General features: G+C 67.8%; 22 protein-coding genes, 1 tRNA gene and 1 pseudogene. 12 read left to right on the top strand and 12 right to left on the bottom strand.

What is annotated here, in order from left to right; translation table 11 throughout:
- Positions 1 to 3 precede the first annotated feature (3 nt).
- The 5 genes from M3M28_RS02290 to M3M28_RS02270 all read right to left on the bottom strand — a co-directional run bounded on the left by M3M28_RS02290 (position 4) and on the right by M3M28_RS02270 (position 6,701).
- The gene (locus M3M28_RS02290) at positions 4 to 3,981 is read right to left on the bottom strand and encodes a Pls/PosA family non-ribosomal peptide synthetase (protein ID WP_431193854.1); all 3,978 of its coding nucleotides are present in this window, start codon (positions 3,979 to 3,981) and stop codon (positions 4 to 6) included.
- Between the two features lie 159 nt (positions 3,982 to 4,140).
- On the bottom strand, positions 4,141 to 5,181 hold the full coding sequence (locus tag M3M28_RS02285) for a DUF998 domain-containing protein (RefSeq protein WP_249387241.1): 1,041 nt from the start codon (positions 5,179 to 5,181) through the stop codon (positions 4,141 to 4,143).
- Between the two features lie 134 nt (positions 5,182 to 5,315).
- On the bottom strand, positions 5,316 to 5,522 hold the full coding sequence (locus M3M28_RS02280) for a cold-shock protein (protein ID WP_249387240.1): 207 nt from the start codon (positions 5,520 to 5,522) through the stop codon (positions 5,316 to 5,318).
- Positions 5,523 to 5,676: 154 nt separating this feature from the next.
- Positions 5,677 to 5,832: a hypothetical protein gene (locus tag M3M28_RS02275; protein ID WP_249387239.1), complete on the bottom strand. Its 156-nt coding sequence runs from the start codon at positions 5,830 to 5,832 to the stop codon at positions 5,677 to 5,679.
- Positions 5,829 to 6,701, bottom strand: a complete 873-nt coding sequence (locus M3M28_RS02270) for an alpha/beta hydrolase family protein (protein ID WP_249387238.1) — start codon at positions 6,699 to 6,701, stop codon at positions 5,829 to 5,831. Before M3M28_RS02270 ends, M3M28_RS02275 begins: the two co-directional genes overlap by 4 nt.
- A gap of 646 nt (positions 6,702 to 7,347) precedes the next feature.
- On the opposite strand from M3M28_RS02270, the gene M3M28_RS02265 reads away from it, so the two are divergent.
- The 10 genes and pseudogenes from M3M28_RS02265 to M3M28_RS02220 all read left to right on the top strand — a co-directional run bounded on the left by M3M28_RS02265 (position 7,348) and on the right by M3M28_RS02220 (position 15,446).
- Positions 7,348 to 7,524: a hypothetical protein gene (locus M3M28_RS02265; protein ID WP_249387237.1), complete on the top strand. Its 177-nt coding sequence runs from the start codon at positions 7,348 to 7,350 to the stop codon at positions 7,522 to 7,524.
- Between the two features lie 156 nt (positions 7,525 to 7,680).
- Complete coding sequence (locus tag M3M28_RS02260) at positions 7,681 to 9,195, top strand: amino acid permease (RefSeq protein ID WP_249387236.1); 1,515 nt, start codon at positions 7,681 to 7,683, stop codon at positions 9,193 to 9,195.
- 13 nt (positions 9,196 to 9,208) lie between these two features.
- Positions 9,209 to 10,087 carry a hypothetical protein gene (locus tag M3M28_RS02255; protein WP_249387235.1) on the top strand — a complete coding sequence of 293 codons (879 nt, stop codon included), beginning with the start codon at positions 9,209 to 9,211 and terminating at the stop codon, positions 10,085 to 10,087.
- Between the two features lie 42 nt (positions 10,088 to 10,129).
- A pseudogene (locus tag M3M28_RS02250) lies at positions 10,130 to 10,249 on the top strand (nucleoside triphosphate pyrophosphohydrolase family protein); the annotation flags it as partial.
- Positions 10,250 to 10,265: 16 nt separating this feature from the next.
- Positions 10,266 to 10,484, top strand: a complete 219-nt coding sequence (locus tag M3M28_RS02245; RefSeq protein ID WP_349305337.1) for a DNA/RNA helicase domain-containing protein — start codon at positions 10,266 to 10,268, stop codon at positions 10,482 to 10,484.
- A gap of 9 nt (positions 10,485 to 10,493) precedes the next feature.
- On the top strand, positions 10,494 to 11,270 hold the full coding sequence (locus M3M28_RS02240; protein WP_249387234.1) for an IclR family transcriptional regulator: 777 nt from the start codon (positions 10,494 to 10,496) through the stop codon (positions 11,268 to 11,270).
- Between the two features lie 152 nt (positions 11,271 to 11,422).
- Positions 11,423 to 12,535, top strand: coding sequence for a zinc-binding dehydrogenase (locus M3M28_RS02235; protein WP_249387233.1), 1,113 nt, complete (start codon positions 11,423 to 11,425; stop codon positions 12,533 to 12,535).
- A gap of 32 nt (positions 12,536 to 12,567) precedes the next feature.
- Positions 12,568 to 13,890 carry an MFS transporter gene (locus M3M28_RS02230; protein ID WP_249387232.1) on the top strand — a complete coding sequence of 441 codons (1,323 nt, stop codon included), beginning with the start codon at positions 12,568 to 12,570 and terminating at the stop codon, positions 13,888 to 13,890.
- Positions 13,883 to 14,671, top strand: a complete 789-nt coding sequence (locus M3M28_RS02225) for an HpcH/HpaI aldolase family protein (RefSeq protein ID WP_249387231.1) — start codon at positions 13,883 to 13,885, stop codon at positions 14,669 to 14,671. Before M3M28_RS02230 ends, M3M28_RS02225 begins: the two co-directional genes overlap by 8 nt.
- A 196-nt stretch (positions 14,672 to 14,867) precedes the next feature.
- Positions 14,868 to 15,446, top strand: coding sequence for an NADPH-dependent F420 reductase (locus tag M3M28_RS02220; protein WP_249387230.1), 579 nt, complete (start codon positions 14,868 to 14,870; stop codon positions 15,444 to 15,446).
- Between the two features lie 115 nt (positions 15,447 to 15,561).
- On the opposite strand, the gene M3M28_RS02215 is transcribed toward M3M28_RS02220, so the two are convergent.
- Positions 15,562 to 15,636 (bottom strand) — tRNA-Gln (locus M3M28_RS02215).
- Between the two features lie 166 nt (positions 15,637 to 15,802).
- Here M3M28_RS02215 and M3M28_RS02210 point away from each other — a divergent pair.
- Entirely contained in the window at positions 15,803 to 16,183 is a 381-nt protein-coding gene (locus M3M28_RS02210) for a VOC family protein (RefSeq protein WP_249387229.1), read from the top strand.
- A gap of 41 nt (positions 16,184 to 16,224) precedes the next feature.
- On the opposite strand, the gene M3M28_RS02205 is transcribed toward M3M28_RS02210, so the two are convergent.
- Positions 16,225 to 16,362: a hypothetical protein gene (locus M3M28_RS02205; protein ID WP_249388051.1), complete on the bottom strand. Its 138-nt coding sequence runs from the start codon at positions 16,360 to 16,362 to the stop codon at positions 16,225 to 16,227.
- Between the two features lie 274 nt (positions 16,363 to 16,636).
- On the opposite strand from M3M28_RS02205, the gene M3M28_RS02200 reads away from it, so the two are divergent.
- A complete protein-coding gene (locus tag M3M28_RS02200) occupies positions 16,637 to 18,295 on the top strand; it encodes a DEAD/DEAH box helicase (RefSeq protein WP_431193853.1) in 1,659 nt (552 codons plus the stop codon).
- 143 nt (positions 18,296 to 18,438) lie between these two features.
- Here M3M28_RS02200 and M3M28_RS02195 read toward each other — a convergent pair whose 3' ends face one another.
- The 5 genes from M3M28_RS02195 to M3M28_RS02175 are packed head-to-tail and all read right to left on the bottom strand — an operon-like array spanning position 18,439 to position 23,774.
- Positions 18,439 to 19,749: an O-acetylhomoserine aminocarboxypropyltransferase/cysteine synthase family protein gene (locus M3M28_RS02195; RefSeq protein WP_249387227.1), complete on the bottom strand. Its 1,311-nt coding sequence runs from the start codon at positions 19,747 to 19,749 to the stop codon at positions 18,439 to 18,441.
- Positions 19,746 to 20,798: an LLM class flavin-dependent oxidoreductase gene (locus M3M28_RS02190; RefSeq protein WP_249387226.1), complete on the bottom strand. Its 1,053-nt coding sequence runs from the start codon at positions 20,796 to 20,798 to the stop codon at positions 19,746 to 19,748. Before M3M28_RS02190 ends, M3M28_RS02195 begins: the two co-directional genes overlap by 4 nt.
- Positions 20,799 to 20,812: 14 nt before the next feature.
- The gene (locus M3M28_RS02185; protein WP_249387225.1) at positions 20,813 to 21,844 is read right to left on the bottom strand and encodes an ATP-grasp domain-containing protein; all 1,032 of its coding nucleotides are present in this window, start codon (positions 21,842 to 21,844) and stop codon (positions 20,813 to 20,815) included.
- Positions 21,844 to 22,365 (bottom strand): flavin reductase family protein, encoded by a 522-nt coding sequence (locus tag M3M28_RS02180; RefSeq protein ID WP_249387224.1) that lies wholly within the window; start codon positions 22,363 to 22,365, stop codon positions 21,844 to 21,846. The genes M3M28_RS02185 and M3M28_RS02180 overlap by 1 nt, the downstream gene beginning before the upstream one ends.
- Entirely contained in the window at positions 22,362 to 23,774 is a 1,413-nt protein-coding gene (locus tag M3M28_RS02175; protein ID WP_249387223.1) for an LLM class flavin-dependent oxidoreductase, read from the bottom strand. The genes M3M28_RS02180 and M3M28_RS02175 overlap by 4 nt, the downstream gene beginning before the upstream one ends.
- Between the last annotated feature and the right edge of the window lie 13 nt (positions 23,775 to 23,787).

Below are 23,787 nucleotides of genomic sequence, written 5' to 3'. Positions count from 1 at the left end.
CGGTTAGTTGGTGGATTGGTAGGCGCGCACCTTCACGGCGCGCCACGGGCCGATGGGGTTGCCGCTCCAGCGCGAGCCGACGGGCACCGATTCGCCGCGCATGACGAGCGACGCGGGGCCGACCGTCGCGTGGTCGCCGATGCTCGCGGCGGGCAGCACCACGCTGTGTGGGCCGAGCGTCGCGCCTGCGCCGAGCTCGACGGTGTCGATGCTCATGATGCGGTCGTGGAACAGGTGCGTCTGCACGACGCAACCGCGGTTCACGGTCGAGCCGTCGCCGAGCGTGACGAGGTCGGGCTCGGGCAGCCAGTAGGTGTCGCACCAGACGCCGTGGCCGACCTTCACGCCGAGCGAGCGCAGCCACACCGCCATCGCTGGCGTGCCGATGGCCGAGCGGGCAAACCAGGGCGCGGCGAGCATCTCGGTGAACGTGTCGCTCACCTCGGTGCGCCACACGAAGCTCGACCAGAGCGGATGCTCGCCAACGCGGATCGGGCCGACGATCGTCCACTTCGCGATGGTCGTGATGAGCGCGGCGATGCCACCGGCGACGAGCATGACGACGCCCGAGAGCAGCAGGGTCCACAGCGGGCCTGTCGCGTCCCACAGCCACGCGAAGGTGAACAGCACCGCGACCCCGAGGCCGCAGGTGACGAACACGGGCACGATGCGGCAGAGCTCCCAGAGCGTGCGCGCGATGCGCAGGCGACCGCCGGGGTTGTATGTGCGCTCGTCGTCACCGTCCTGCGTCACGCGACGCAGGCGGGTGGCCGGCGAGCCGAGCCACGACGAGCCCGACTTCGCCTTCGACGGGGCAACCGAGAGCACCGCGACGAGCGAGTTCTTTGGCACCTTGTGGCCGGGGCCGGCCATGCCGGAGTTGCCGAGGAACGCCTTCTTGCCGATGCGCACCTGGCCAATGCGCAGCCAACCGCGGTGCAGCTCGTACGAAGCGACCATCGTGTCGTCGGCGAGGAACGCGCCGTCGTCGATGCGTGCCATCTTCGGCAGCAGCAGCACGGTCGAGGCCTCGACGTTCTTGCCGACCTTGGCCCCGAGCATCCGCAGCCAGATCGGCGTGAACAGGCTCGAGTAGAGGGGGAAGAGGAAGTTGCGGGCCGCGTCGAGCAGGCGCTCCGTGGTCCAGGCCGCCCAGCCCTGGCGGCTGTGCACCGGGTAGGTGCCCTCGCGCATCCCAATCGACAGCAGGCGCACGAGCACGACGACCGCGCCGGCGTAGACGATGCCGGCGGCGAGCACGGCCGGCACGAGCCAGGCCATCACGCCACCGAACGCGCCGAGCAGCGTCTCGGCGCCGCGGATGCCCGGTGCGAGCACCAGCGCGCCGACCGTAAAGGCGACGAACGGCAATAGCGCGAGGCCGACCGATGAGATGCCGTAGGCGAGCTTCCAGACGGGGCGCTGCGGGGCGACGCCCCTCGGCCAGCCCTCGAGCGCCTTGCGCTTCTTCGAGTCCTTCGCGCCGCCGATGCGCACCGCGGGCGAGCCCGCCCAGAGCTGCTCCGACTTCACGCGGCCGAACACAGCCGAGCCGGGCGCGATCTCGGCGCCGTCGTCGACGCGGGTGCCCGGTGCGAGCGTCGAGCGCGCGCCGACCGTGACGTTGTTGCCAATCTGCACACCGCCGAGGCGCAGCAGGTCGCCGTCGATCCAGTAGCCGGTAAGGTCGACCTCGGGCTCGATCGCGCTGCCGCGGCCGACCTCGAGCATGCCGGTGATCGGCGGCAGCGAGTGGAGGCTGACCTCCTTATCGACCTTCGCGCCGAGCAGCCGGGCGTACACCGAGACCCAGGGGGCGCCGGCGAGGCCGACCGCGTCGATCTGCGTCGCGAACTGTTCCGCGAGCCAGAGGCGCATGTGCACGCCGCCGCCGCGCGAGTAGTCGCCGGGCTTCACGCCCGCGAGCAGCAGACGCGAGACGAGCACCGCGATCGACATGCGACCAAACGGCGTCGAAACGATGACGAGACCAATGATGAGCGCCACCCACGAGACCTCGGGCAGCACGGCAAACGCGACCGGGTCGATCGCGTGCAAAATCGTGCTCGCGGTGAGCAGGTAGAGCAGCCAGCGCACGCCGCTCGCAATAAACAGCGGGATGCCCGCGAGGGTCTGCGCCCACTGCGTGCGCTTCGGCGTCGGCCGGGGCTGGTGGTAGCTGTCGGGGTCGGCGTTCGCGTCGGTCGCCGCGACGGCCTTCGCCATGGCGGCGAGGCGCGGCACGTCGTAGATGTCAGCCACCGTGAACTCGGGCACGCGGGTGCGGATGCGCGACACGAGCTGCGCCGCGGCGAGCGAGCCGCCACCAAGGTCGAAGAAGTCGGCGGTCACCGACGGCACCGGCACGCCGAGCACGGCCTGCCACTGCTCGCCGAGCCAGCGTTCGGCATCGGTGAGATCGGGATTCGCGTCGAGCCCCTCCCCCGCGCCGGCGCCCGGAATCGGCCACGGCAGTGCGGCGCGGTCGACCTTGCCCGAGGTGCGGATGGGCAGCTCGTCAACGACCGCGAGCAGCGGCATGACGCCGGCCGCGAGGCGCGAAGCGAGGTAGTCACGGGCGTGCGCTCGGTCGAGTTCGCCACCGTTGCCCTCGACAACGAGGTAGCCGACGAGCACGGCAACGCCGGCCTCGCTCTTGCGCACGGCGGCCGCGGCCGCGGTCACGCCGGGCAGATCCTGCAGCGCATTTTCGACCTCACCGAGCTCGATGCGGCGACCACCGACCTTGACCTGGTCGTCGGCGCGGCCGAGGAACATCAGGCCGGTCTCTTCGAAGCGCACGAGATCGCCCGAGCGGTACGCGCGCTCCCACCCGAGCGACGGCATCGGCGCGTACTTTTCGGCGTCCTTCGCGGGGTCGAGGTAGTGGGCGAGGCCGACGCCGCCGATGATGAGCTCACCCTGCTCGCCCGGGGCGACACGGTTGCCCTCGGCGTCGACGACGGCGAGGTCCCAGCCATCGAGTGGCAGGCCGATGCTGATCGGCGAGACGCCGTCGAGCTGGCAGCCGCACGAGACGACGGTGGCCTCGGTCGGGCCGTAGGTGTTCCAGACCTCGCGGTCCTCCTCGACGAGGCGGGCGGCAAGCTCGGGCGGGCAGGCCTCGCCGCCGAAGATGAGCAGGCGCACGTTCTCAATCGACTCGGCGGGCCACATCGCGGCGAGTGTCGGCACGGTCGAGACCACCGAGATGCTCTGGCGCACGAGCCACTGCGCGAGGTCCTCGCCCGAGCGCACGAGCGCGCGCGGGGCGGGCACGAGGCAGGCCCCGTGGCGCCACGCGAGCCACATCTCCTCGCACGACGCGTCGAACGCGACCGAGAGGCCCGCGAGCACGCGGTCGCCGGGGCCGAGCGGATCCTGCTGGAGGAACATGTTCGCCTCGGCGTCGACGAACGCGGCCGCCGAGCGGTGCGTCACGGCAACGCCCTTCGGCACGCCGGTCGAGCCCGAGGTAAAGATAATCCAGGCGTCCTCTTCGAGGGCCGGGTCGGCCGAGTCGATCGGCGCCTCGGGCGGCTCAACGCCGCCGAGTTCGCGCTCGCTCGACACGTAGCCGTCGTTGCCGATAATGCCGGCGACGTGCGCTTCGCCGAACACGAGGTTCGCGCGCTCCTCGGTGTCATCGGCGTCGACCGGCACGTAGGCCGCGCGGGCGCGCATGATCGCGAGAATCGCGATGTAGAGCTGCTGCGAACCCGAGTCGACGCGCACGCCGACGCGGTCACCGGGCCGAACGCCCGCGGCACGCAGGGTGTCGGCCATCGCCTCGACCTCCTCGAGCAGCTGGCCGTAGCTCAGCGCCGCCGAGCCGTCGTCAATCGCCGAGGCGTCGGGATGCTCCGCCGCCGTGGCCCGCAGAATATCGATCAGCGTGCGGGGCGCCGGGGCATGGCTGGCGCGCCGCAGCACCTCTTGCGCGTTCGGGGAGGACTGCGCTGGGGGCAGGGCTGTATCCAAGTTCTCCGGTGCTCCTTCTTCGGGATCCGCGGAAGTCGGATCAATGCGACAACCTCTATTCTCACACCAGCCAGCGACACCGGCGGCCCCGCATCGGCGCCAGTTCGGCGAACTTCGCCGGTTGTTTACTTTGGCGGGCAGCCTTGGTGCGCGCGCGACTCACCGAACGATGAAGATCGTCGTGCGCCGCGCCGGGCGGGTCACCTGCGGTGTCAGCACCGCGAGCATCCGCACCTGCGTCGTGAGCCAGAGCAGGCCGAGGCCGATCACGATCGCCTCGAGCGCCGTCACCGAATAGAGGTCGAAGCCGAACGCGAGCACGGCCGCGAGGACGATGAGCGCGGCGATCGCGACCGACGTCACCACGAGCGGCCGCGGTGGGCCGGGCATCACGATCGTCGTGACGACGCCCGCCACCGTGAACAACACGAGCGCCGACAACGCGAAGAGGTTGTGGCCGAGCAGGTTGCGTTCGAGCGGCACCATGCCGACGCCCGCGAGCGCGACGCCCGTCGCGGCCCAGAGCACGACGACCCACGCGATCCGCCCGAGCGCCGCATCGCCGAGGATGCGGTGCAGGTCGCGGCCGATATACGAGCCGACGGTTGCGATGAGGAGTCCCGCGACGACGAGCGTGCCGTTGAACGCCCACGCGCCGGCCCCGATGCCGAGCTGCGAAAAATTGAGCTCCCACCAGCGCGGGTCGGCGGCCGTAATCATCGCGAACAGCGTGCCGACGATGAGATAGACGAACAGCAGGTTTGCGAGGTCGGTTGTGCGCAGCTCGATGCCGGCTTCGAACGTGAGGCGTCCACCCACCGCGCTCGCGACGCCCGTGAGGATCCCGCCGCCGACCGCCGGCAGTTCGAGCCCCTGCAACCCAACGGCGAACACCTCGCTCGCGAGCAGCACCGCGAGCGCGGTCACGCCCGCGAACGCGATCGTGAGTGCGACGGCCGAGAGCGACGAGATCGCGACCTGCCAGCCGGGCATGCTCGCGTGGTCGCCGCGGCGGTGCATCCCCGTGCTCACGACGAAGGCCGCGGCCGCGACGAACCCCGCGACGAGCGCCATCGGCATCGCGACCGAGCCGTCGCCGGCGACCGGGCGGGGGTTGCCCCAGAGCACGAGCACTCCCCCGAGCAGGCCGGCGACGAAGCAGACGGCGGTTGCCCAGACCGCCCGAGTCTCCTGTGCCATGCGCCGTTGCGTGTCCATGTGTTCATCCCACCACCAGATCTCGCACTCGCGCCGATGCCGCGGCGTCGCGCGGAAACGACAAGAGCGCCCCGCCCGAGCGATGAAGCCCGGGCGAGGCGCCCTACGTAGTCGTACTACGAGATAACGGTGATGTTCGCCGCCTGCATGCCCTTGGGGCCCTGCTCTGCGTCGAACTCGACCTTCTGGCCCTCTTCGAGACCGCGGAAGCCGGTGCCGTTGATCGCGCTGAAGTGCGCGAACAGGTCAGCCGAACCATCGTCGGGCGCGATGAAGCCGTAGCCCTTTTCCGAGTTGAACCATTTGACGGTGCCTGTGGCCATGACGTCATACTTTCTTTGTCGTGGACCGGTGGTGATCCCTGATACCGCGACGATGGCACCGCCGCGGGTAGGTCGTACGGGCGCGCATCCGAGGACACACGTGACCGCACTATTCGCGTGCGCACTGCGTACGGCACGGAATCCTTCTGCAACCCTATCGTGCCCCAGCACCTGCTCGGCGCGCCCGGAGCTTTACGTACAGCGACGAGAGCCGCCCGGTGGCCATGAGCAGGAACAGCGAGAAGTAGCCAATCATCGGCAGCGCGACCGCGATGACGACCAGCACGATCGTGCCCTCAGCGGCAATCACGCGGATGCGGTGAGCCAGTCGACGAGTTCGGGCCAGGCCGCTTCGCCCACCTTTCGACGCAGGAGGCCGTGGTGTCCGAGCTTCGCGACGCCGAGTTCCGCGGGTGAGTAGGTGCGCCGCTCGACGCGGGCCGAGGTGAGCCGCGAGGTGAGCGCATCCATCTGCCGCGGCGAGGCCCACGGGTCATCGACCGCGCCGATTGCATAGACGTCACGATCGACCGCGGCGGCCCGCTCGATGGCGCCCATGCTCGGGTCGTCGAAGAAGTAGCCCGGCTTGCGGGCCCAGCGGCCCCACTCGATCATCGCGGCGGCCGGGATATCTTCGCCGATGCCGAGGCGCTTGCCGGGCATGTACCCGAGTCCGCGGCTCAGCGTCGGGCCGATCACGCTGAGGATGGCGCCGACGCGCAGTCGCTCGCCCCGCGGCTCGATCGACCGTGTGTAGGCGGCGTGCGAGGCGACGATCGCGAAGCGGTCGAGCTCGTCGATGCCATAGCCGAGCACCATCGCGTGCCCGCCAATGCTGTGGCCGACCGCCGTGATCGGCACCTGCGGGAATCGCGAGCGCGCCCACCCTGCGACGGACGGCACGTCGACCTGCATCCAGTCACGCATGCGCAGTTGCTTGTGGTCGCGAGGCGAGCCGGATGCGCCGATGCCGCGATAGTCGTAGGTCACGGCGGCGAGGCCGCGGCTCGTGAGGTACTCGGCGAAGGTCGAGTAGAAGCGTTCGGGTGTCGCGGTGGCCGGATTGACGATCACGACGCCGCTCGGCTCCGCTGCGGGGAGCCAGACCGTGCCGGCAATCGTGTCGCCACCGACCGAGATGGCGAGTCGTTCGGTGCTCGACGTTGAGGCTGAAGACATGTCGAGGAGCCTAGAGCGGGGCTCAACCGCCGAACCAGAATTTGGATGCTCCCACCCAATTCCTAGCCTCCGAGTCGCTCCGAGTTGTGCATCAATTCGAACCCCGGTCGTTCGTTGAATTCGGATACACCACGCGCGAAACTTGCACGAGCGCGAGCACCACAGACAATTTTCAAGATATTTCGCGAATTGACTTGACTCGCGCGCATTTGGGTGCGTACGTTGAAGAGGTCTCAAAGAAAGGGGGCAGGAAGATGATTAATTCAACTCGGTACATCACGTCAGGCAACGTCTTTGCTGGCACGCCGATTTTCCTTCGCTGCGCCCCAGGAGTAGCCCTCCACTAGGCACGAAGCTGGGCCTCCGCCCGCTTGATCTGCGCGAATCAGCATCGCTGGGCTCGATGCGGGAGACGTCGCTGCACTGCCGCCGTGCATCCCCTCGATCATTCTCGAGCCAGGAACTCACGCACCGCCGCAATTCCCCACCGCCAATTCTTTGGCGTGCGCAATTACTTCTTTGTGACTCGAAAGTCTTTCTCGTGAACAATAGCGTTCAACTCATATCCACCGACCGCAATCACCAACAACTGTCCGTTCAATTACCCGTTCAAGAACAATTCGAAGGGCTCAGTTTCTTCGACCGCGTGTCACTCCGCATGGGCGTCTGGCTCGTGCTGCGCGCCGAACGCCGACGCGTCGAGGAGGCACACGAGCGCGAGACCCTGCTGCTGCGGCACCGCCTACAGCACGAGGCCGAGCGTATGAAGGCCGAGCACGAACGCAAGTTTGCGGTTCCTGGCCTGCAGCGCCGCATGTTCTAGGCGCGTGTGTCATGGCACCGCCGACATCACCGGAGGTGGGACCCGGGGTGGTCGCTGTTCAGACCGCCCCGGGCGTCACCGCCGCCGGGCCAGCGATGCCTGTTCATCCTCATCGCCGATTTCGACTGGCGCCGCGCGCGAGTACCGTAGACCCCCATGAGCCCGCAGACGAACCCGACCGCACCCACGCCGACCGTCAGCGCAGCCGCCTCGCCGCACGGCGAGCAACCGCACCTCAAGCGGGCGCTGCAGAGCCGCCACATTCAGCTCATCGCCATCGGCGGCGCGATCGGCACGGGCCTATTTATGGGCTCGGGCAAGACGATCTCGGTCGCGGGCCCCTCGGTGCTGCTCGTCTATCTCATCATCGGCGGCATGCTCTACTTCGTCATGCGCGCGATGGGTGAGTTACTGCTCTCGCGGAAGTCGTACCGCAACTTCGCCGACATGACCGGCGACCTGCTCGGCCCGTGGGCCGCCTACTTCACTGGCTGGACGTACTGGTTCTGTTGGGTCGTAACCGCCGTCGCCGACGTCATCGTCATCGCGTCGGTCTACGTCGTCCACCTCGCGCCGGCGCTGCCCGAGTGGTCGCTGCCGGTCATCGCGTTCGTCGTCATCCTCATTCTCATCGGCTTGAACCTGCCAACCGTGCGGGCCTTCGGCGAGACCGAGTTCTGGTTCGCGATGGTGAAAATCGTCGCGATCGTCGCCCTCATCATCGCCGGCCTCGCCCTCATTCTGCTCGGCTACGAGGGCGAGCACGGCCGCGCGAGCTTCGCGCACCTCTGGGCCGACGGCGGCTTCTTCTCGACGGGGTTCATGGGCTTCGTCGCCGCGTTCCAGATCGCAACGTTCGCCTTCGTCGGCATCGAGCTCGTCGGCACGACCGCGGCCGAGACACAAGACCCGGATCGCAATCTGCCGAAGGCCGTCAACTCGATTCCGGTGCGCATCCTGCTCTTCTACATCGGCTCGCTCGTCGTGCTCATGTCGGTGATGCCGTGGACTGCCTACGACGCCGACAACTCCCCCTTCATTCAGGTGTTCGACGCGGCGGGGCTGCCGGCGGCCGCCGCGATCGTCAACCTCGTCGTGCTCACCTCGGCCATGTCGTCGGCGAACTCGGGTATCTACTCGACCTCGCGCATGGTCTACGGCCTCGCGACCGAGCGGGATGCGCCGTCGCTGTTCGCGCGCCTGTCGCGGCGCAACGTGCCGCAGAACGCGCTGTTCCTCACCGGTGTCGTGCTGCTTTCAGCTGTGGTGATGCTCGCATTCGGACTCGGCGAGTCAACCGGCTTCGCAATCGTCACCACCGTGTCGTCGCTCTGCTTCATGTTCGTGTGGAGCATGATCCTCATCAGCTACCTCGTCTACCGCAAGCGCCGGCCGCAGGAGCACGCGGTGAGCAAGTTCCGCATGCCCTTTGGTCGGGTCATGCCATGGGTCGTGCTCGCGTTCTTCGTGTTCCTCCTCTGGGCGTTCACGGGTGACGCCGACACGAGAGTCGGGCTCGTCGCGACGCCGGTGTGGTTCGCGCTGCTCGGTATTGGCTACCTCGGACTGCGCCGCACATCCGCCCATCGTCGCGCCCGCGACGAGCACCGCGCCGTCGCGGCTCGCGAGCGTGAGCTCGCCGAGCGGTGGCGCCAGGGCACCGATCGCTAGCGCGGTATTTGGCATGAAGTTCACTCGCGACACGCAGCGTGGCGACTGGCTGCGCCACCGCGTCGGAGATTGGGCCCACGTCGGCGGCGTCGCCGGCACGGGCTTCGAGGCCTACGCGCGCATCCTCCACCCCGCCAACGCGTGGCGCTTCGGCCCCGAGATCGATGAGTGGGGCTCGCCCCGCATGACCGAAGATGGGCGCTGGGGATGGGCGCGCATCGCCGAGCGCAACGGCCGCGTCATGCATCCGCTCGTGCAGTGGCGCCGGCTCACCGACGACGAGACGTCGCTCTCGTTCAACGACGGCTGGGAAGTCTCACAAGGTGACGAGGGCCGCCTTGACCCCCGCTTGCTCGCCGCGCTCACGGCGCACCTCAGCGCCGCGACGACCACGCCTGACGAGGTCACCGTCGGCGTCTGGAACGGCTGGGGCGAACTCCACGATGGCGGCTCGAGCGCCTACATTGCCTTCGGCACCGACGAGGCCGAGGCGAAGCGCGAGCGGGCACGACTGGAGGCCGAGGCACGCGCGTCCGTGGCGCCCGAGGTGCGCGAGGCCGTGCGCCGGGGCCCCTGGCTCGAGTGGCCCGGCCGCGAGTTCCTGCTGTTCGACACGAGCCTCGCCGAGCTCAGCGACCCGGGCTGGATGCGCGGTGCCGGCCTCGGCGCAACGAACGATGACGACGGGGTCACACCACAGCTGCTCTGGCCGGCCGACCAATCGTGGGTCGTCGCTAGCGAGATCGACTGGGACTCGACCATCGTCGCTGGTAGCCGCGGGCTCGTCGACGCGGTGCTGGCCGACCCCACGTTCGAGGCATTCGAGGTTGACGAACACTCAGATCTGTCTTGGGAAGGCGACACCGTCAACCCGGCGGGCACCCATAACTGACACCAGTGCGGCGATCTCCTGGACGACTGCGAGCTTGAGGTCATGGCTGAAGATGTCGTCCGTGAGCGGCTGCGCGCATTCGTCGCGGAGCGAGACGGGGCACAGTTCCACTCGCCAGAAAACCTCGCGAAGAGCATCACCATCGAGGCTGGTGAACTGCTCGGCGACGCAGCACCTGGTGTTTGATCGTGGCGAGTATCACGACAAGAAGGGCCGAGAGAACAACCCGAAACTCGGCATCACCTGTTCCGACGCCGACCTCCTCGAGTATGTGAAGAACATCTACTCGGTGCTCCTCACCCGCGGCATCCGCGGCACCTACGTCTATGTCTGCGACGAGGCGCTCCGCGAATATCTGCGTCCGTTCTTCGCGCGGGCGACGACAGGAGTCGCATAAACTGACCGCATGAGTTCCGATGAGCGGATCACGCCGCGTTCGATGATTGGCCGAGTTGCCGCCGTGCTCGGTGCCTTTTCCGGCGAGCGACCGGTCATCGGCGTTAACGAAATTGCGCGCAGCAGCGGGCTCGCGAAATCGGTCGTGTCGCGCATCGTGAGCGAACTCATCGAGGTCGATTTTCTCGAGCGGGCCGACTCCGGGGTCCGGGTAGGCATCCGCCTCTTCGAACTCGGCGAACTCGCCCAGCGATCGAAGGAGCTCCGTCAGCTGGCCCTCGGCGCCATGGCCGACCTCCGACAGGCGACCGGCATCACCGTGCAGCTCAGCGTGCTCAAGGGGGCCGACCAGGTCTACGTCGAAATCCTCCGCGGGCGCGACTCCGACATGAACATCCGCTCCCGCATTGGCGGGCGAGTTCCCGCCTACGCAACCGCCGGCGGCAAGGCCGTACTCGCGCACTCCACTGAGGCGGCGGTGCAGCTCGCCATCCCCGAAAAGTTCGAGCTGCTCGGCCCCGGCACCGTCGCCGACGAGCGGTCGTTCCGCAAGCAACTCGAGCTCGTGCGCGTCAACGGCTACTCCCACGAGGTCGAGGAATCGAACCCGGGCGTCGAGTGCGTGGCATGCCCCCTCCTGCGAGCCGACGGCACCCCGATCGCGGCGATCTCGGTGACCGGGCCTGCCGGCCGAATCAATGTGCTCCAGCACGCCACCGCAGTGCGCATCACAGCCCTCGGACTCAGCCGGCGCATTCGCGCGAACTCGGCATTCAGCACTCTTTAAGCGTCCCGCTCACCGGAACTACTCTTACCCGCCTCACTCGGCGTCGAAATAGTGTGACCGGCGGCAGATACCGCACTGCCGCAGCAACGCTCGCGTGGCGATGACGCCAGCGCCGTTGCTGCGCCACATTGATTCAACGAGGAGGCGCTCAGATGAGGGCGATGGTGATGCATGAGGCGGGTTCCCCGCTCGTACTTGAGGACTTGGACCTGGATGCGCCAGGCCCCGGCGAAGTCCAGGTACGCATCGAGGCTGCGGGCGTCTGCCACAGCGACGTTCACTACCTAACCGGTGGCTTGAATGCGAAGACGCCGATCGTGCTCGGCCACGAAGGCGCCGGCATCGTCGAATCGGTCGGCGAGGGCGTCACCCGCGTCGCTCCCGGCGACAAGGTCATCATGCTGTGGCGTCCGCGCTGCGGCGAGTGCCAATACTGCCTCAAGGGCATGCCCGGCCAGTGCGAGCTCGGCAAGATTCATGGGCAGACCAACGAGCTCCTCCGTGGCGGCACCCGCCTGAGCAAAGATGGCGTGCGCTACCACCACCTCATGGGCGACTCCGTCTTCGCCGAGCGCGCCGTCGTCTCGCAGGAATCGCTGATCGCAATCGATCCGAGCATCCCTTCCGAGGTTGCCGCGATCGTCGGCTGCGCCGTCATCACCGGCATGGGCGCGATCCTCAACCACATGCCCGACCTGGCGGGCAAGTCGGTCGTCGTCATCGGCGCCGGTGGCGTCGGCCTCTCCGCGATCATGGCGGCAGAACTCGTCGGCGCGGCGCAGATCATCGTGTCTGACCTCGTGCCCTCACGCCTCGAAAAGGCCGTCGAGCTCGGCGCGACCCACACGATCGACTCGAGCAAGGAAGACTTCGTCGAGCGCGTGCGTGAAATCACCGGCGGCGGCGCGCACTACGTGCTCGAGGCCATCGGTCGCTCGCAGACTATCCGTGCCGGCTTCGAGTCGCTGCAGCCCGGCGGCACCGAGGTCGTCGTGGGTCTCGGCGCGGTCGGCGACGAGGTCGCGCTGCCTGTCAACGTGCTCGTGCAGGGCGACCGACGCCTCGTCGGCTCGCTCTACGGCACCGCGAACAGCCCCATCCAGATCCCCGAGATCCTCGGCCTCTATAAGTCCGGCAAGCTTCAGCTCGAAGCGCTGCTCGACGAGAGCTTCCCGCTCGACGAGGCAAACGCCGCGATCGCCCACCTCCGCACGGGCGCGATCGGCCGACCCATCTTGACTCCGAACACCCCCGCATCCGCGTAGCAACGCAACTCACGGCTATCAAAGGAGACAGCATGACTGCTACAAATTCCAACGTGTCGCCCGCGACTGACATTCAGGTCAGCGCGCGGGATCGACGTCGTGCCCTCTGGGGCAGCGCCGTCGGCTCCACGATCGAGTGGTACGACTACTTCCTCTACGGCACGATGGCGACCGCCGTCTTTAACGTGCACTTCTTCCCGAGCGACGACGCCACCGTGAGCTCGATGCTTGCGTTCGCATCGTTCGCGCTCGCCTTCGTCGTGCGCCCGCTCGGTGGCGTGGTCTTTAGCCACATCGGTGACCGCATTGGCCGCAAGAAGACCCTCGTGATCACCCTGACGCTGATGGGTGTCGCGACCATGCTCATGGGAGTGCTGCCCGACTACGCCGCGATCGGCGTTGCGGCGCCGATTCTTCTGACGCTCCTACGCCTCGTCCAGGGACTCGCCCTCGGTGGCGAGTGGGGCGGCGGCCTGCTGCTCGCCGTCGAGTACGCGCCGAAGAACAAGCGCGGCTTCTACGGCGCTGTGCCGCAGATCGGCGCCCTCACCGGCCTCGCGCTCGGCAACATCGTGACGATCGTCGCCCGCGCGATCTTCCCTGAGGATGCCTTCGCCGAGTTCGGCTGGCGCATCCCGTTCCTCCTCTCGGGCGTGCTGCTCGCGGTCGGCCTCTGGATCCGGTCGAAGATCGACGAGACCCCGTCGTTCCGTAAGGTCAAGGCTGAGGGCACCACCGAGAAGCTCCCGATCGCGACCGTCTTCAAGCACTACTGGCGCGAGGTCCTCATCTCGACCGGCGCGAAGTTCATCGAGACGAGCACGTTCTTCATCTTCGCGACGTTCTCGATCTCTTACGCCACCGGCTTCGGCTACGACTTCACCGCCATCCTCGGCTTCGTGCTCGCCGGTTCGATCATCGGCGTCGGCGGCATGCTGTTTTACGGCGGCCTCTCCGACCGCATCGGGCGCAAGAAGGTGTTCCTCGGCGGTAGCGTCGCGGTCGCAGTTTTCGTGTTCCCCTACCTCGCCATGCTCTCGAGCGGCAGCCTCGCGCTCGCCGGCATCGCGATCATCGTCTCGTTCGCGATCATCTGGCCGACCTACGGTTCGCTCATCGGCACCGTGCTCGCCGAGAACTTCGCGCCCGAGATCCGCTACACCGGCGCATCCCTGGGCTACCAGATCGGCGCTGCGCTTGTCGGTGGCCCGGCCCCGCTCATCGCCACCGCTCTGCTCACCACGTTCTCGGGCAGCTGGATTCCGGTCGCGCTGTTCGTCGTCTTCTGTGCCGTCGTGAGTTTCATCTCAGTGTCGTTTGTGAAGGTGCGCCACAACGAGGATCTCGATGCCTAACGCAACGATCGGACGACAGCAGGATGCGCCGAGCTTCGGCGCCTGGGTCACGCTCGATTCGCCGGTGGGCACCGAACAAATCGCGCGCAGCGGTTTCGACTACGTCTGCGTGGATGGTCAGCACGGACTCGTCGGCTACGACGCGCAGGTGCGTGCACTTCTCGCGATCACTGCGGGCGGCGCGACCCCGTTTGCGCGAGTCTCGACGAACTCACCCGCCGAGATCGGCCGTGTGCTGGACGCTGGCGCGCACGGCGTGATCGTGCCGCTCGTGAATTCCGCGGCCGAGGCGGCGAGCGCGGCCCGTGCGGCCCGCTACCCAACTTCGGGTGGCGACCGCTCGTATGGACCGATGCGACTTGGCTCGCATTTCGAGAACACCCCGGGAGAGACGGATGCTTCGGTGACCGTGCTCGTGATGATTGAGACCGCCGCGGGGCTTGCCGATCTCGAGGCAATCCTTGAGGTCGATGGTGTCGACGGCGTGTACGTCGGTCCCTACGACTTGTCACTGGCCCTCGGCGCGAAGGTGCCGTTCGAGGACGAGATCCTGCCTCGGCTGGATGCGGAGCTCGAGCGGGTCGCGCAGGCCGCGACCTCGCGGGGCAAGATCGCGGGCGTGCACTGCGCCGACGGCGAGCAGGCCGCGCAGCGGGTGGAGCAGGGTTTCACGTTTATCACCGCGGCGACCGACATCTCATCGCTGCGTGCCGATGCTCAGCGACAGCTCGCGGCCGCAAAGCGGGCCGAGCCTGCCGAGCGCGAGGGGATGAGCTACTAGGGTTCGACGACATAGTTGTGCCGAGTGGGGTGCTGGCCAGTATTGGTCGGCACCCCACTCTCGTTTCCCGACGCATCCGTGACGCGAGCTTGAAGTTCCCTCCACATCTCCCCAATTAGTTGCACCTTGAAGTGAATCGTGCTTCTATTTACTTGAAGCTGCAACAAAGAGCTGCGGCACGAAAAGGAGTTCAATCATGACCACCTTCACGATCTTCGGCACTGGCAACATGGCCAACGCGATCGGCGGCGTCCTCGCTGCCGGCGGCGCTTCGGTCGACCACATCACGCACGAACAGGGTGCGGGCGCCACCATCTCGGGCGACGTCGTCGTGCTCGCAGTGCCCTACCCCGCCCTCGCCGAAATCGTCGCGAACTACGGCGAGCAGCTCAGTGGCAAGGTTGTCGTCGACATCACCAACCCGCTCAACTTCGAGACCTTCGACTCGCTCGTCGTGCCCGAGGGCAGCTCCGCCGCGGCTGAGCTGCAGAAGCAGCTGCCGGGCGCTCGCGTACTCAAGGCCTTCAACACGAACTTCGCCGCGACGCTTGCCTCGGGCAAGGTCGGCGAGAACGCCACCACCGTGCTCGTCGCGGGCGACGACACCGACGCCAAGTCGCAGCTCGTGAACGCCGTGGTTGCGGGCGGCCTCAAGGCCATTGACGCCGGTTCGCTCAAGCGCGCGCACGAGCTCGAGGCCCTCGGCTTCCTGCAGCTCACGCTCGCTGCAGGCGAGAAGATTCAGTGGACGAGCGGTTTCGCGGTCGTCGCGTAGTTTTCGCAGCCACAACAAGGGGCGTGCGCCGACTTCGGTCGGCGCACGCCCCTTGTTGCTTCCGGCAAACATCCACCGGAAACGAACAAACCCTCGCTCTCGCGAGGGCTTCGATTGGCTGGGGTACCTGGACTCGAACCAAGAATAACGGTACCAGAAACCGTCGTGTTGCCAATTACACCATACCCCATTGGTGCGCCCGCCGACCCGTGGAAGAGGCCGCGGCACAACGGATTACTTTACAGGGTTTCGAGCGAAACGCAAAACGGGCCAGGCTTCGGCAACCACACACCTCCGCACGCAATACTGACCGAGCCCAGCATCCCCACACCGAAGCCAAGGCCACGGAGGCAGCCATGATCACCAAGTTCGGCAACGTCATGATTTACGTCGAGAACCCCCGCGATGTCGCGGACTTCTGGGTCGACACCGTCGGCTTCACCGAGGTCGACGCCCAGCAGGTCGACGGCGCCACCCTCTTCGTCGAGCTCACGCCGACCGCCGCATCCGACGCCCACATCACCCTGTTCGACCGCAACGTCGTCGCGCAATCCTCGCCCGAGCTCGACCTCGCGACCCCGTCCATCCTCTTCAAGAGCCCCGACATCACGGCGATGCGCGACAGCCTCGCCGCGGCAGGCACCACGGTCGGCGACATCGTCGAGGCGGGTGGCATGACCACCTTCAATTTCGCCGACCCCGAAGGCAACTGGTTCGCGGTCAAGCAGGTCGCGTAGCCCACCAAATTCGAGAGGAACCCACGATGTCCTCCACCACCTCACGCGTTCGCGTGCACAACTTCACGATTTCGCTCGACGGCTTCGGCACCGGCGCTGAGCAAACCCACGAGTCGCCGTTCGGCCACGCCGGTGAGCACCTTCAACATCGAGTCCGTCACTTCGCCGAGCGGCGTCATCCACCTGACACTCTGGCGACGCGGCTAACCGCAGCGTGCCGGCTACGTGCCGCCGGGCGTTCGCGTTCGGCGGCATATTTCTGCGTGCGCCCGGGGCGCCGACTCTGGCCGCGCATCCCAAGCGCCTGTAGACTAGGCAGTCGGTCCTCTTTGAGGCCCATCGTCGCTGACGTAACTTGCCCGGGCATTCCAGCACCGTGCGGCACTCTTCCGCGGCGAACCGATGCGCAACATCCTGCGCACTCGCCGACTAAGTCACGATACATTCTGCGCGATGCAATCCGTCGCGCTGGAGCCCGTGGCTGCACACCGAAAGCACAACTTGACTTCACCTACCTTCGCCGAGCTCGGCGTTCCGGCCCCAATGGCCGCCGCCCTCGAGCAGAACGGCAAGACCACCGCCTTCCCCATCCAGCGCGACACTCTCCCCGACTCGCTCGCCGGCCGCGACGTGCTCGGCCGCGGCCGCACCGGCTCAGGCAAGACCATCGCCTTCGGGATCCCGCTTGTCGCGAACCTCGCGACGGATGCGCAGGCCAAGCGCAAGCAGGCGCACCCGCGCGGCCTCGTGCTCGCGCCGACGCGTGAGCTCGTCACGCAGATCGCCGAGACCATCGAGATGCTCGGCACCCCGATGGGCGTGCGCGTCACCACGATCTTCGGCGGCGTCTCACAGAAGCGCCAGGAAGACGCACTCAACCGCGGCGTCGACATCGTCGTGGCCGCGCCGGGTCGTCTCGACGACCTCATGCGCCAGGGCGTCGTGAGCCTCGACTCGGTCGAGATCACCGTGCTCGACGAGGCCGACCACATGGCCGACATGGGCTTCCTGCCCGTCGTCACCCGCATCCTCAACGCCACGCCGAAGCGCGGCCAGCGCCTGCTGTTCAGCGCGACCCTCGACGGTGGCGTCGACGGCGTCGTGAAGAAGTACCTCCACTCCCCCGTGCTCCACTCGGTCGACAGCGCCGAGTCGCCCGTGCCGCAGCTCACCCACCACGTGTTCGACGTCGCGGGCAAGGCCGAGAAGGATGCGCTCATCGAGGCGCTCGCGTCGGGCACCGACCGCCGCATCTTCTTCACGCGCATGAAGCACCAGGCGAAGAAGCTCGCGCGCCACCTCACGGCCCGGGGCATCCCCGCCGTCGAGCTGCAGGGCAACCTCTCGCAGAACGCCCGCGACCGCAACCTCGCCGAGTTCGTGAGTGGCGAGGCCAAGGTGCTCGTCGCGACCGACGTCGCTGCGCGCGGCGTGCACGTCGATGGCGTCACCCTCGTGGTGCACATCGACCCGCCCGTCGAGCACAAGGCCTACCTGCACCGCTCGGGCCGCACCGCGCGTGCCGGCAACGAGGGTGACGTCGTCACCATCGTGCTGCCCGAGCAGCGCGGCGAGATGAAGCAGCTGCTGCGCGCCGCGAAGATTCGCGTCACGCCCGAGCAGGTCACCGCGACGAGCCCGTCGGTCGCGCCCCTCGTGGGCGAGGTCGCCCAGCGCGTCGACCCGAAGGTCACCGAGCGCAAGCGCGCCGACGCGCAGGCCGCCCAGCAGCGCGCGAACGGCCAGGCTCCCGCCGGCGAGGGCCGCTCGCAGGGCGCCAACGCGAAGCGCAAGCGTTCACGCGGTGGCCGCGGTCGTGGCAACGGTTCGGGTCAGGGACAGAGCCAGGGTCGTCAGGACTCGCAGTCGCGCGGCGACAGCCCGCGGCAGAACACCGGCGGGCACCGCCCCGCGGGCGAGCGCGCCGGCTCCGGCCAGCGCTCGGGTTCGGGCCAGCGCTCGGGTTCGACGTCGGGCAACGGCCAGCGCTCCGGCTCGGGCCAGCGCTCGGGCTCAACCTCGGGCAAGTTCGCGAGCCAGTTCCCGACGCAGGGTTCGGGCCAGCGTCGCGGCGGCCGCCGCGCGCAGAGCCCCGGCGGGAGCACCCGCTAGCTAGCCGTTCGTCGCGGTTCGCCGCGACGTGATTGGACGAAGGCCGAGATTTTGGCGGTTTGAACGGGCTGAGCCCGTTCAAACACCCGAAATCTCGGCCTTCGTCCACGTTTCCGGGCCGCACCCGCCCCAAAGGCGCAAAGTTACCGCGCCACGACCGCCGCGAGCGCGCCGGCAAGGTCGGCGCGCAGGTCGTCGACCGACTCGATGCCGATCGAAAGCCGCACGAGCCCCTCATGAATGCCGAGCGCGGCGCGGCGCTCGGGCGTGAAGTTCACGTGGGTTGTCGTGCCGGGATGAATCACGAGCGAGCGGGTGTCACCGATGTTCGTCATGCGCGAGAACACCCGTAGGTGATCGATAAAGGTGCGCGCGCCCTCGAGCCCGCCCGCAACCGTCACCGAAAACACCGAGCCGCTGCGTCCGTCATAGAGCCGCTGCGCGAGCTCGAAGTCGCGGCTGCCAGGCAGCCCGGCGTAGTCGACCGACTCGACGCCCGGCTGTTCGGCGAGCCAGAGCGCGAGTTCGTGCGCGTTCGCGGCGTGCCGCTCGAGGCGGAGCGACAGCGTCTCGAGGCCCTGCTGTAGCAGGAAGGCGTTGAACGGCGAAAGCGTCGCGCCGAAGTCGTAGAGCTGGTTGAAGCGCATGAACTGCGCAAACGCCTGGCGCTCGCCCCAACGCGTCACCGCGTCGGCGAGCTGCGGGTAACGGTCGGCATTCGCCGCCCAGTCGAACGTGCTGCCGTCGACGACGACGCCCGAGAGCGTCGCGCCGTGGCCGCCGAGAAACTTCGTCGACGAGTGCACGACAATGTCAGCACCGTGCTCGATCGGGCGGATCAGCGCGGGCGTGCCTATGGTGTTGTCGACGATGAGCGGCACGCCGGCCCCGCGTGCCACCTTCGCCACCGCGGCGACGTCGACAATGTCGTTCTTCGGGTTCGGAATCGTCTCGGTGAAGACCGCGCGGGTCTCGGGTCGCAGCGCCGCGCGCCACTCGTCGGCATCGCGCCAGTCGGCGACGAACGACACCGAGATGCCGAGCCGGCTCAGCGTGCGCTCGAACCCGGCGATCGTGCCGCTGTAGATGCTCGCGGTCGAAACGAAATGCTCGCCCTGGCCGCAGAGCGCGAGAATCGTCGCCATGATCGCCGCACTGCCCGAGGCAAACGCAACCGCGCCCGAGCCGCCCTCGAGCGAGGCGATGCGCTGCTCGGCGACCTCGACCGTCGGGTTGAGGTGCCGCGAATAGAGTTGGCCATCTTCGACACCGGCGAAGCGATCCCAGGTGTCCTGAAACGAGTCGAAACGAAACGCATTGCTCACGTGAATCGGCACGACTCGGTCGCCGTGATCGGCGTTCGGCCGCTCGCCCGCGTGCACCTGGCGCGTGTCGAAACCGAACGCATCCCAGTCGTAGTTCGGCGGCACGACGCCGTCGCCGGGCGTCGTCATTGGCCGACCAGTTCGGCCGCCCGCAGCTGCTCGACGAGCGGAATCACCTGCTCGCCGAAGCGAATCAGCTCGCCCTCGGGGTCGGCGAATTGGAACAGCAGCACGTCGAGACCGACGCGCTCAAACTCGAGGATGCGCCGGGCCACCTGTTCGGGCGTGCCGACGAAGTTCGGGCGCAGGCCACGATTCGAAACCGAGTAATCCTCGGGTGAGACGTTGACGTTGAGCTCCGACTTCGAGATGAAGTCCTGGTACGACTCGAAGCCCGGCGAGCCCTCGGCGACGTTCGTAATGCGCTCGCGCTCGGCGAGGGCCTCGGCTTCGGTGTCACGCACGATCGCGAAGGCCGCCATGCCGAAGTGCTTGAACGGCGCGAGACCGGTCGCCTCGCGGCGCACGCGCATGTCGGCGATCTTCTCGCCCAGCTCTTCGACGGTGCCGCCGTGGGTCAGGTATGAGTCGGCGTACTGCGAGATGGATTCGCGGCCTGCCGGCGACTCACCGCCCGCGAAGATGTGCGGGGCCGGGCTCGGCTTCGGCTGCAGGTGCGTGCCCTCAAACTTGATGAACTCGCCGTCGAAGTTCGCGACGTCGTCGCGCCAGAGCGTCGTCAGCGCGTCCACGTACTCGCGCGTGAACGCGTAGCGGTCGTCGTGCGCGGCAAACTCGATGCCGTACTGGCGCGCCTCTTCGGCCCACCAACCCGACACAACGTTGAGGCTGAATCGGCCGCCGGTGAGGTACTGCAGCGTCGCCGCCTGCTTCGCGGCGAGCTGCACCGGCTGGTGATAGATCGGGCGAATCGCCGCGAGGATCTCGAGCCTCTCAGTCGAAGCCCCGAGCGCCGAGGCGAGCGACCAGGCGTCGAGCACCGGCCCATCCGCCCCGCCGATGTCGCTGAGGTTGAGTTCGAGAATCAGCGTGATGTCGAAGCCGACCCGCTCGGCCGCGCGCGCGATGCGCTGCTGCGCCGCGAGGTCGATCGGGAAGGTCTCATCAACGTTGCGAAGCCAACGATCCATCGTCGGCGTCCAGTAGCCAAAGCGCATCGGGGGAAGGTTTCTTACTTTCGGAGCTGGTCGAGTTCGCGGCCGAGGGCACGAACGAGGGATGCGGCGGCCGACGCGGGGGCGATGGCCTCGACGTCGGGGTTGTAGTTCGTGTTCGTGTTGATGTCGTAGACGACGCGGCGGCCGTCGACCGTCTCCATGAACTCGATGCCGGCGATCTCGATGCGGTTCGCGGCGAGGAAGTCGCGCAGGCGCACGATGAGCTCGTCGTCGACCGTCACCGACTCGCGGATGCTGAATAGGCTGTCGGCGCCGACCTCGCACGCGGCGGCGGCCGGCGCGAAGTCACCGAGTTGAATCGGCGCGGCCGCGAGGCCCTCCGCCTCGACGCCACCGGCGCCGACGGGCACGGCGCACGCCTCGGCTGGGCAGAGCTCGAAGCTGCCGGCCGACGTGTCGACGCGCACGGCGTAGACGAACTCGCCGTCGACGAACTCGGCGCGAGTGATGAACGCCTCGGCGCCGACGAGGTACTCCTGCAGCAGCGTGATGCCGTCGATCGGCTCCTCGAAGTCGGGCCCGTCGACGTACGCGACGAACTCCTCGAGGCTGTCGAAGCGGCGCACGCCGAGGCCCTTGCCGCCCTGGTTGTGCTTCGTGATGAATGGCGTCGCGAGCTCGGCCGCGCGGGCGACCAGCTCATCCTTGCCGAACACCGCGACGGTGTGCGGCACGTCGAACCCGGCCGCCGCGAGCGCCGCGGTCTGCGCAACCTTCGACACCTCGAACTCGATCACGTGCGAGCCATTCACGACCCGGCGGCCGTGCGCCTCGAGCCAGCGCAGCACGGCGCGGGCGTACTCCTTGGCGTGGCCGTGGTCGCGCGTGTGCGACGACGCGCTGAGCCGCGACCAGAAGACGCCCTGCGGCGGCTCGGCCGCGAGGTCGATCGACCCGGCGGTGAGTTCGATCTCGCGCAGCGGCACACCCGGCGCGGCGAACGCCTCGCGCAGCGGCGGCAGCCAGTCCTCGTTCTCGTGCAGCACGTAGACGGCAGGCTCAGCCTGCCGGGTGAAGTCGCTCACTAAATCTCGAACTCCTCGAAGCGGCCGAAGCGGCCGCGGTAGTACGCGAGCGGTCCGCCGGATGCGGCGGTCGCCTCGAGCGCGCGGCCGAAGTACACCGTGTGGGTACCGCCGACCGGCGTGTCCATGACCTCGCAGACGATGGTCGCGAGGGCGTCGTCGAGCGTCGGCACGCCGCCGAACTGCGAGCGGCTGTAATTCACGGTGGCGAACTTGTCGTCGTTCTTGCGCGAGAAGTGCTTCGCGAGTTCGGCGTTCTGCTCGCCGAGGATGTTCACCGCGAAATAGCCCGAGCCGGTCACGGCCGGGTTGGTCGTACTCGTCTTGTTGAGGCAGACGAGCACCGACAGCGGGTCCATCGACAGCGACGAGAAGGCCGATGCCGTCGAGCCGTAGAGCTTGTCGCCGAACGCGGTCGTGACGACCGTGACGCCCGAGGCGAAGTGGCCAACGACGTTCTTAAACTCGGCTTCGGTCAGCGCGTCGAACTGCGTGTGCGTGGTGGTGTTGGTGTCTGTCATAGTGCGAACTCCCGATCCTCTGCATCTTCCACCGTCTCAGTGAATGCGCCCCGATAGCGGGCGGCCGGGTGCGAGTCGAGCACGCGCGACTGGCCTTCACCGTAGAGCCCCTCGCGGAGGGTCGAACCGGTGTACTCGGTCTGGGCGCGGCCGCGGCGCTGCAGCTCGGGCACCACGTAGTCGACGAGGTCTTCGAACGTACCCGGCGTCACCGCGTAAGCGAAGTTGAAGCCGTCGAGCCCGCCGACCTCGACCCAGCGCTCAAGCTCGTCGGCGACGGTTTCGGGGCCACCGACGATCACGGGGCCCATGCCGCCGATGCCGCGGCGCTCGACGATGTCGTTGACCGTCCACTGCACGGTGTTGTCCGACGAGGCGAGCGATGCGAGCACCGAGCGCAGGCTGTCATTGTCGACGGCCTCGAGCGGCTGGTCGCTGTCGAACTTCGAGTAGTCGATGCCCGTCCATCCGCCGTAGAGCGCGAGCACGCCCTCGGGGCTGGCGTAGCTCAGGTAGTCCTTGAGCTTCTCGACCGCCTTCGCGTCGGTCTCGTCGGTGACGACGGTGACGAGGGCGAAGATCTTCACGTCGTCACGCGAGCGGCCCTGCGCCTCGGCGCGGTCGCGGATGTCGTCGGTGATGACGCGGGCGCCCTCGGGCGTCGCCGGCGAGATGAACACGCCCTCGCCGTGCGAAGCGGCGAAGGTGCGGCCGCGGGGCGAGGCGCCGGCCTGGAAGATCACGGGCGTGCGCTGCGGCGACGGCTCGGTGATCGCGAAGCCGGGCACCGAAAAGTGCCTGCCTTCGTGCTTGATCGGGTGCACCTTGGCGGGGTTGGTGAAGACGCCGTTCTCCTGGTCGAACACGACCGCGTCGTCGTCCCACGAGCCTTCGAGAAGCTTGTAGACGACGTCGAGGAACTCCTCGGCGAGCTTGTAGCGGTCGTCGTGACCGAGCTGCTTCGTGAAGCCGTGGTTGAGGGCGGCCGAGTTGAGGTATGAGGTCACGACGTTCCAGGCCACGCGGCCCTTCGTGAGGTGGTCGAGGGTCGCGATGCGGCGCGCGAACGGGAACGGCTGATCGTAGGTGACTGCAGCGGTGACGCCGAAGCCGAGGTGCTTCGTGACGGCGGCCATGGCCGGCACCTGCAGGAACGGGTCGTTGACCGGCGTCTGGGCGCCGTCGCGGAGGGCCGCTGCGGCCGAGCCGCGGAAGACGTCGTAGGTGCCGAGCACGTCGGCGATGAAGATGCTGTCGAAGCGGCCGCGCTCGAGCGTCTGAGCGAGGTTCGTCCAGTAGTCGAGGTCTTTATAGCGGTGAGCCTGGCTGTCAGGGTGGCGCCACGTGCCCGAGCTTTGGTGCGTCGTCGTGGTCATATCGAACGCGTTGAGAATAATGCGTTTCGTCATCGGCGTTCCGTTC

Source organism: Gulosibacter sediminis, assembly GCF_023370115.1.
GTDB lineage: Bacteria > Actinomycetota > Actinomycetes > Actinomycetales > Microbacteriaceae > Gulosibacter > Gulosibacter sediminis_A.
The sequence above is the reverse complement of the archived record's forward strand: the minus strand, read 5'-3'. Positions and strand labels throughout refer to the sequence as shown.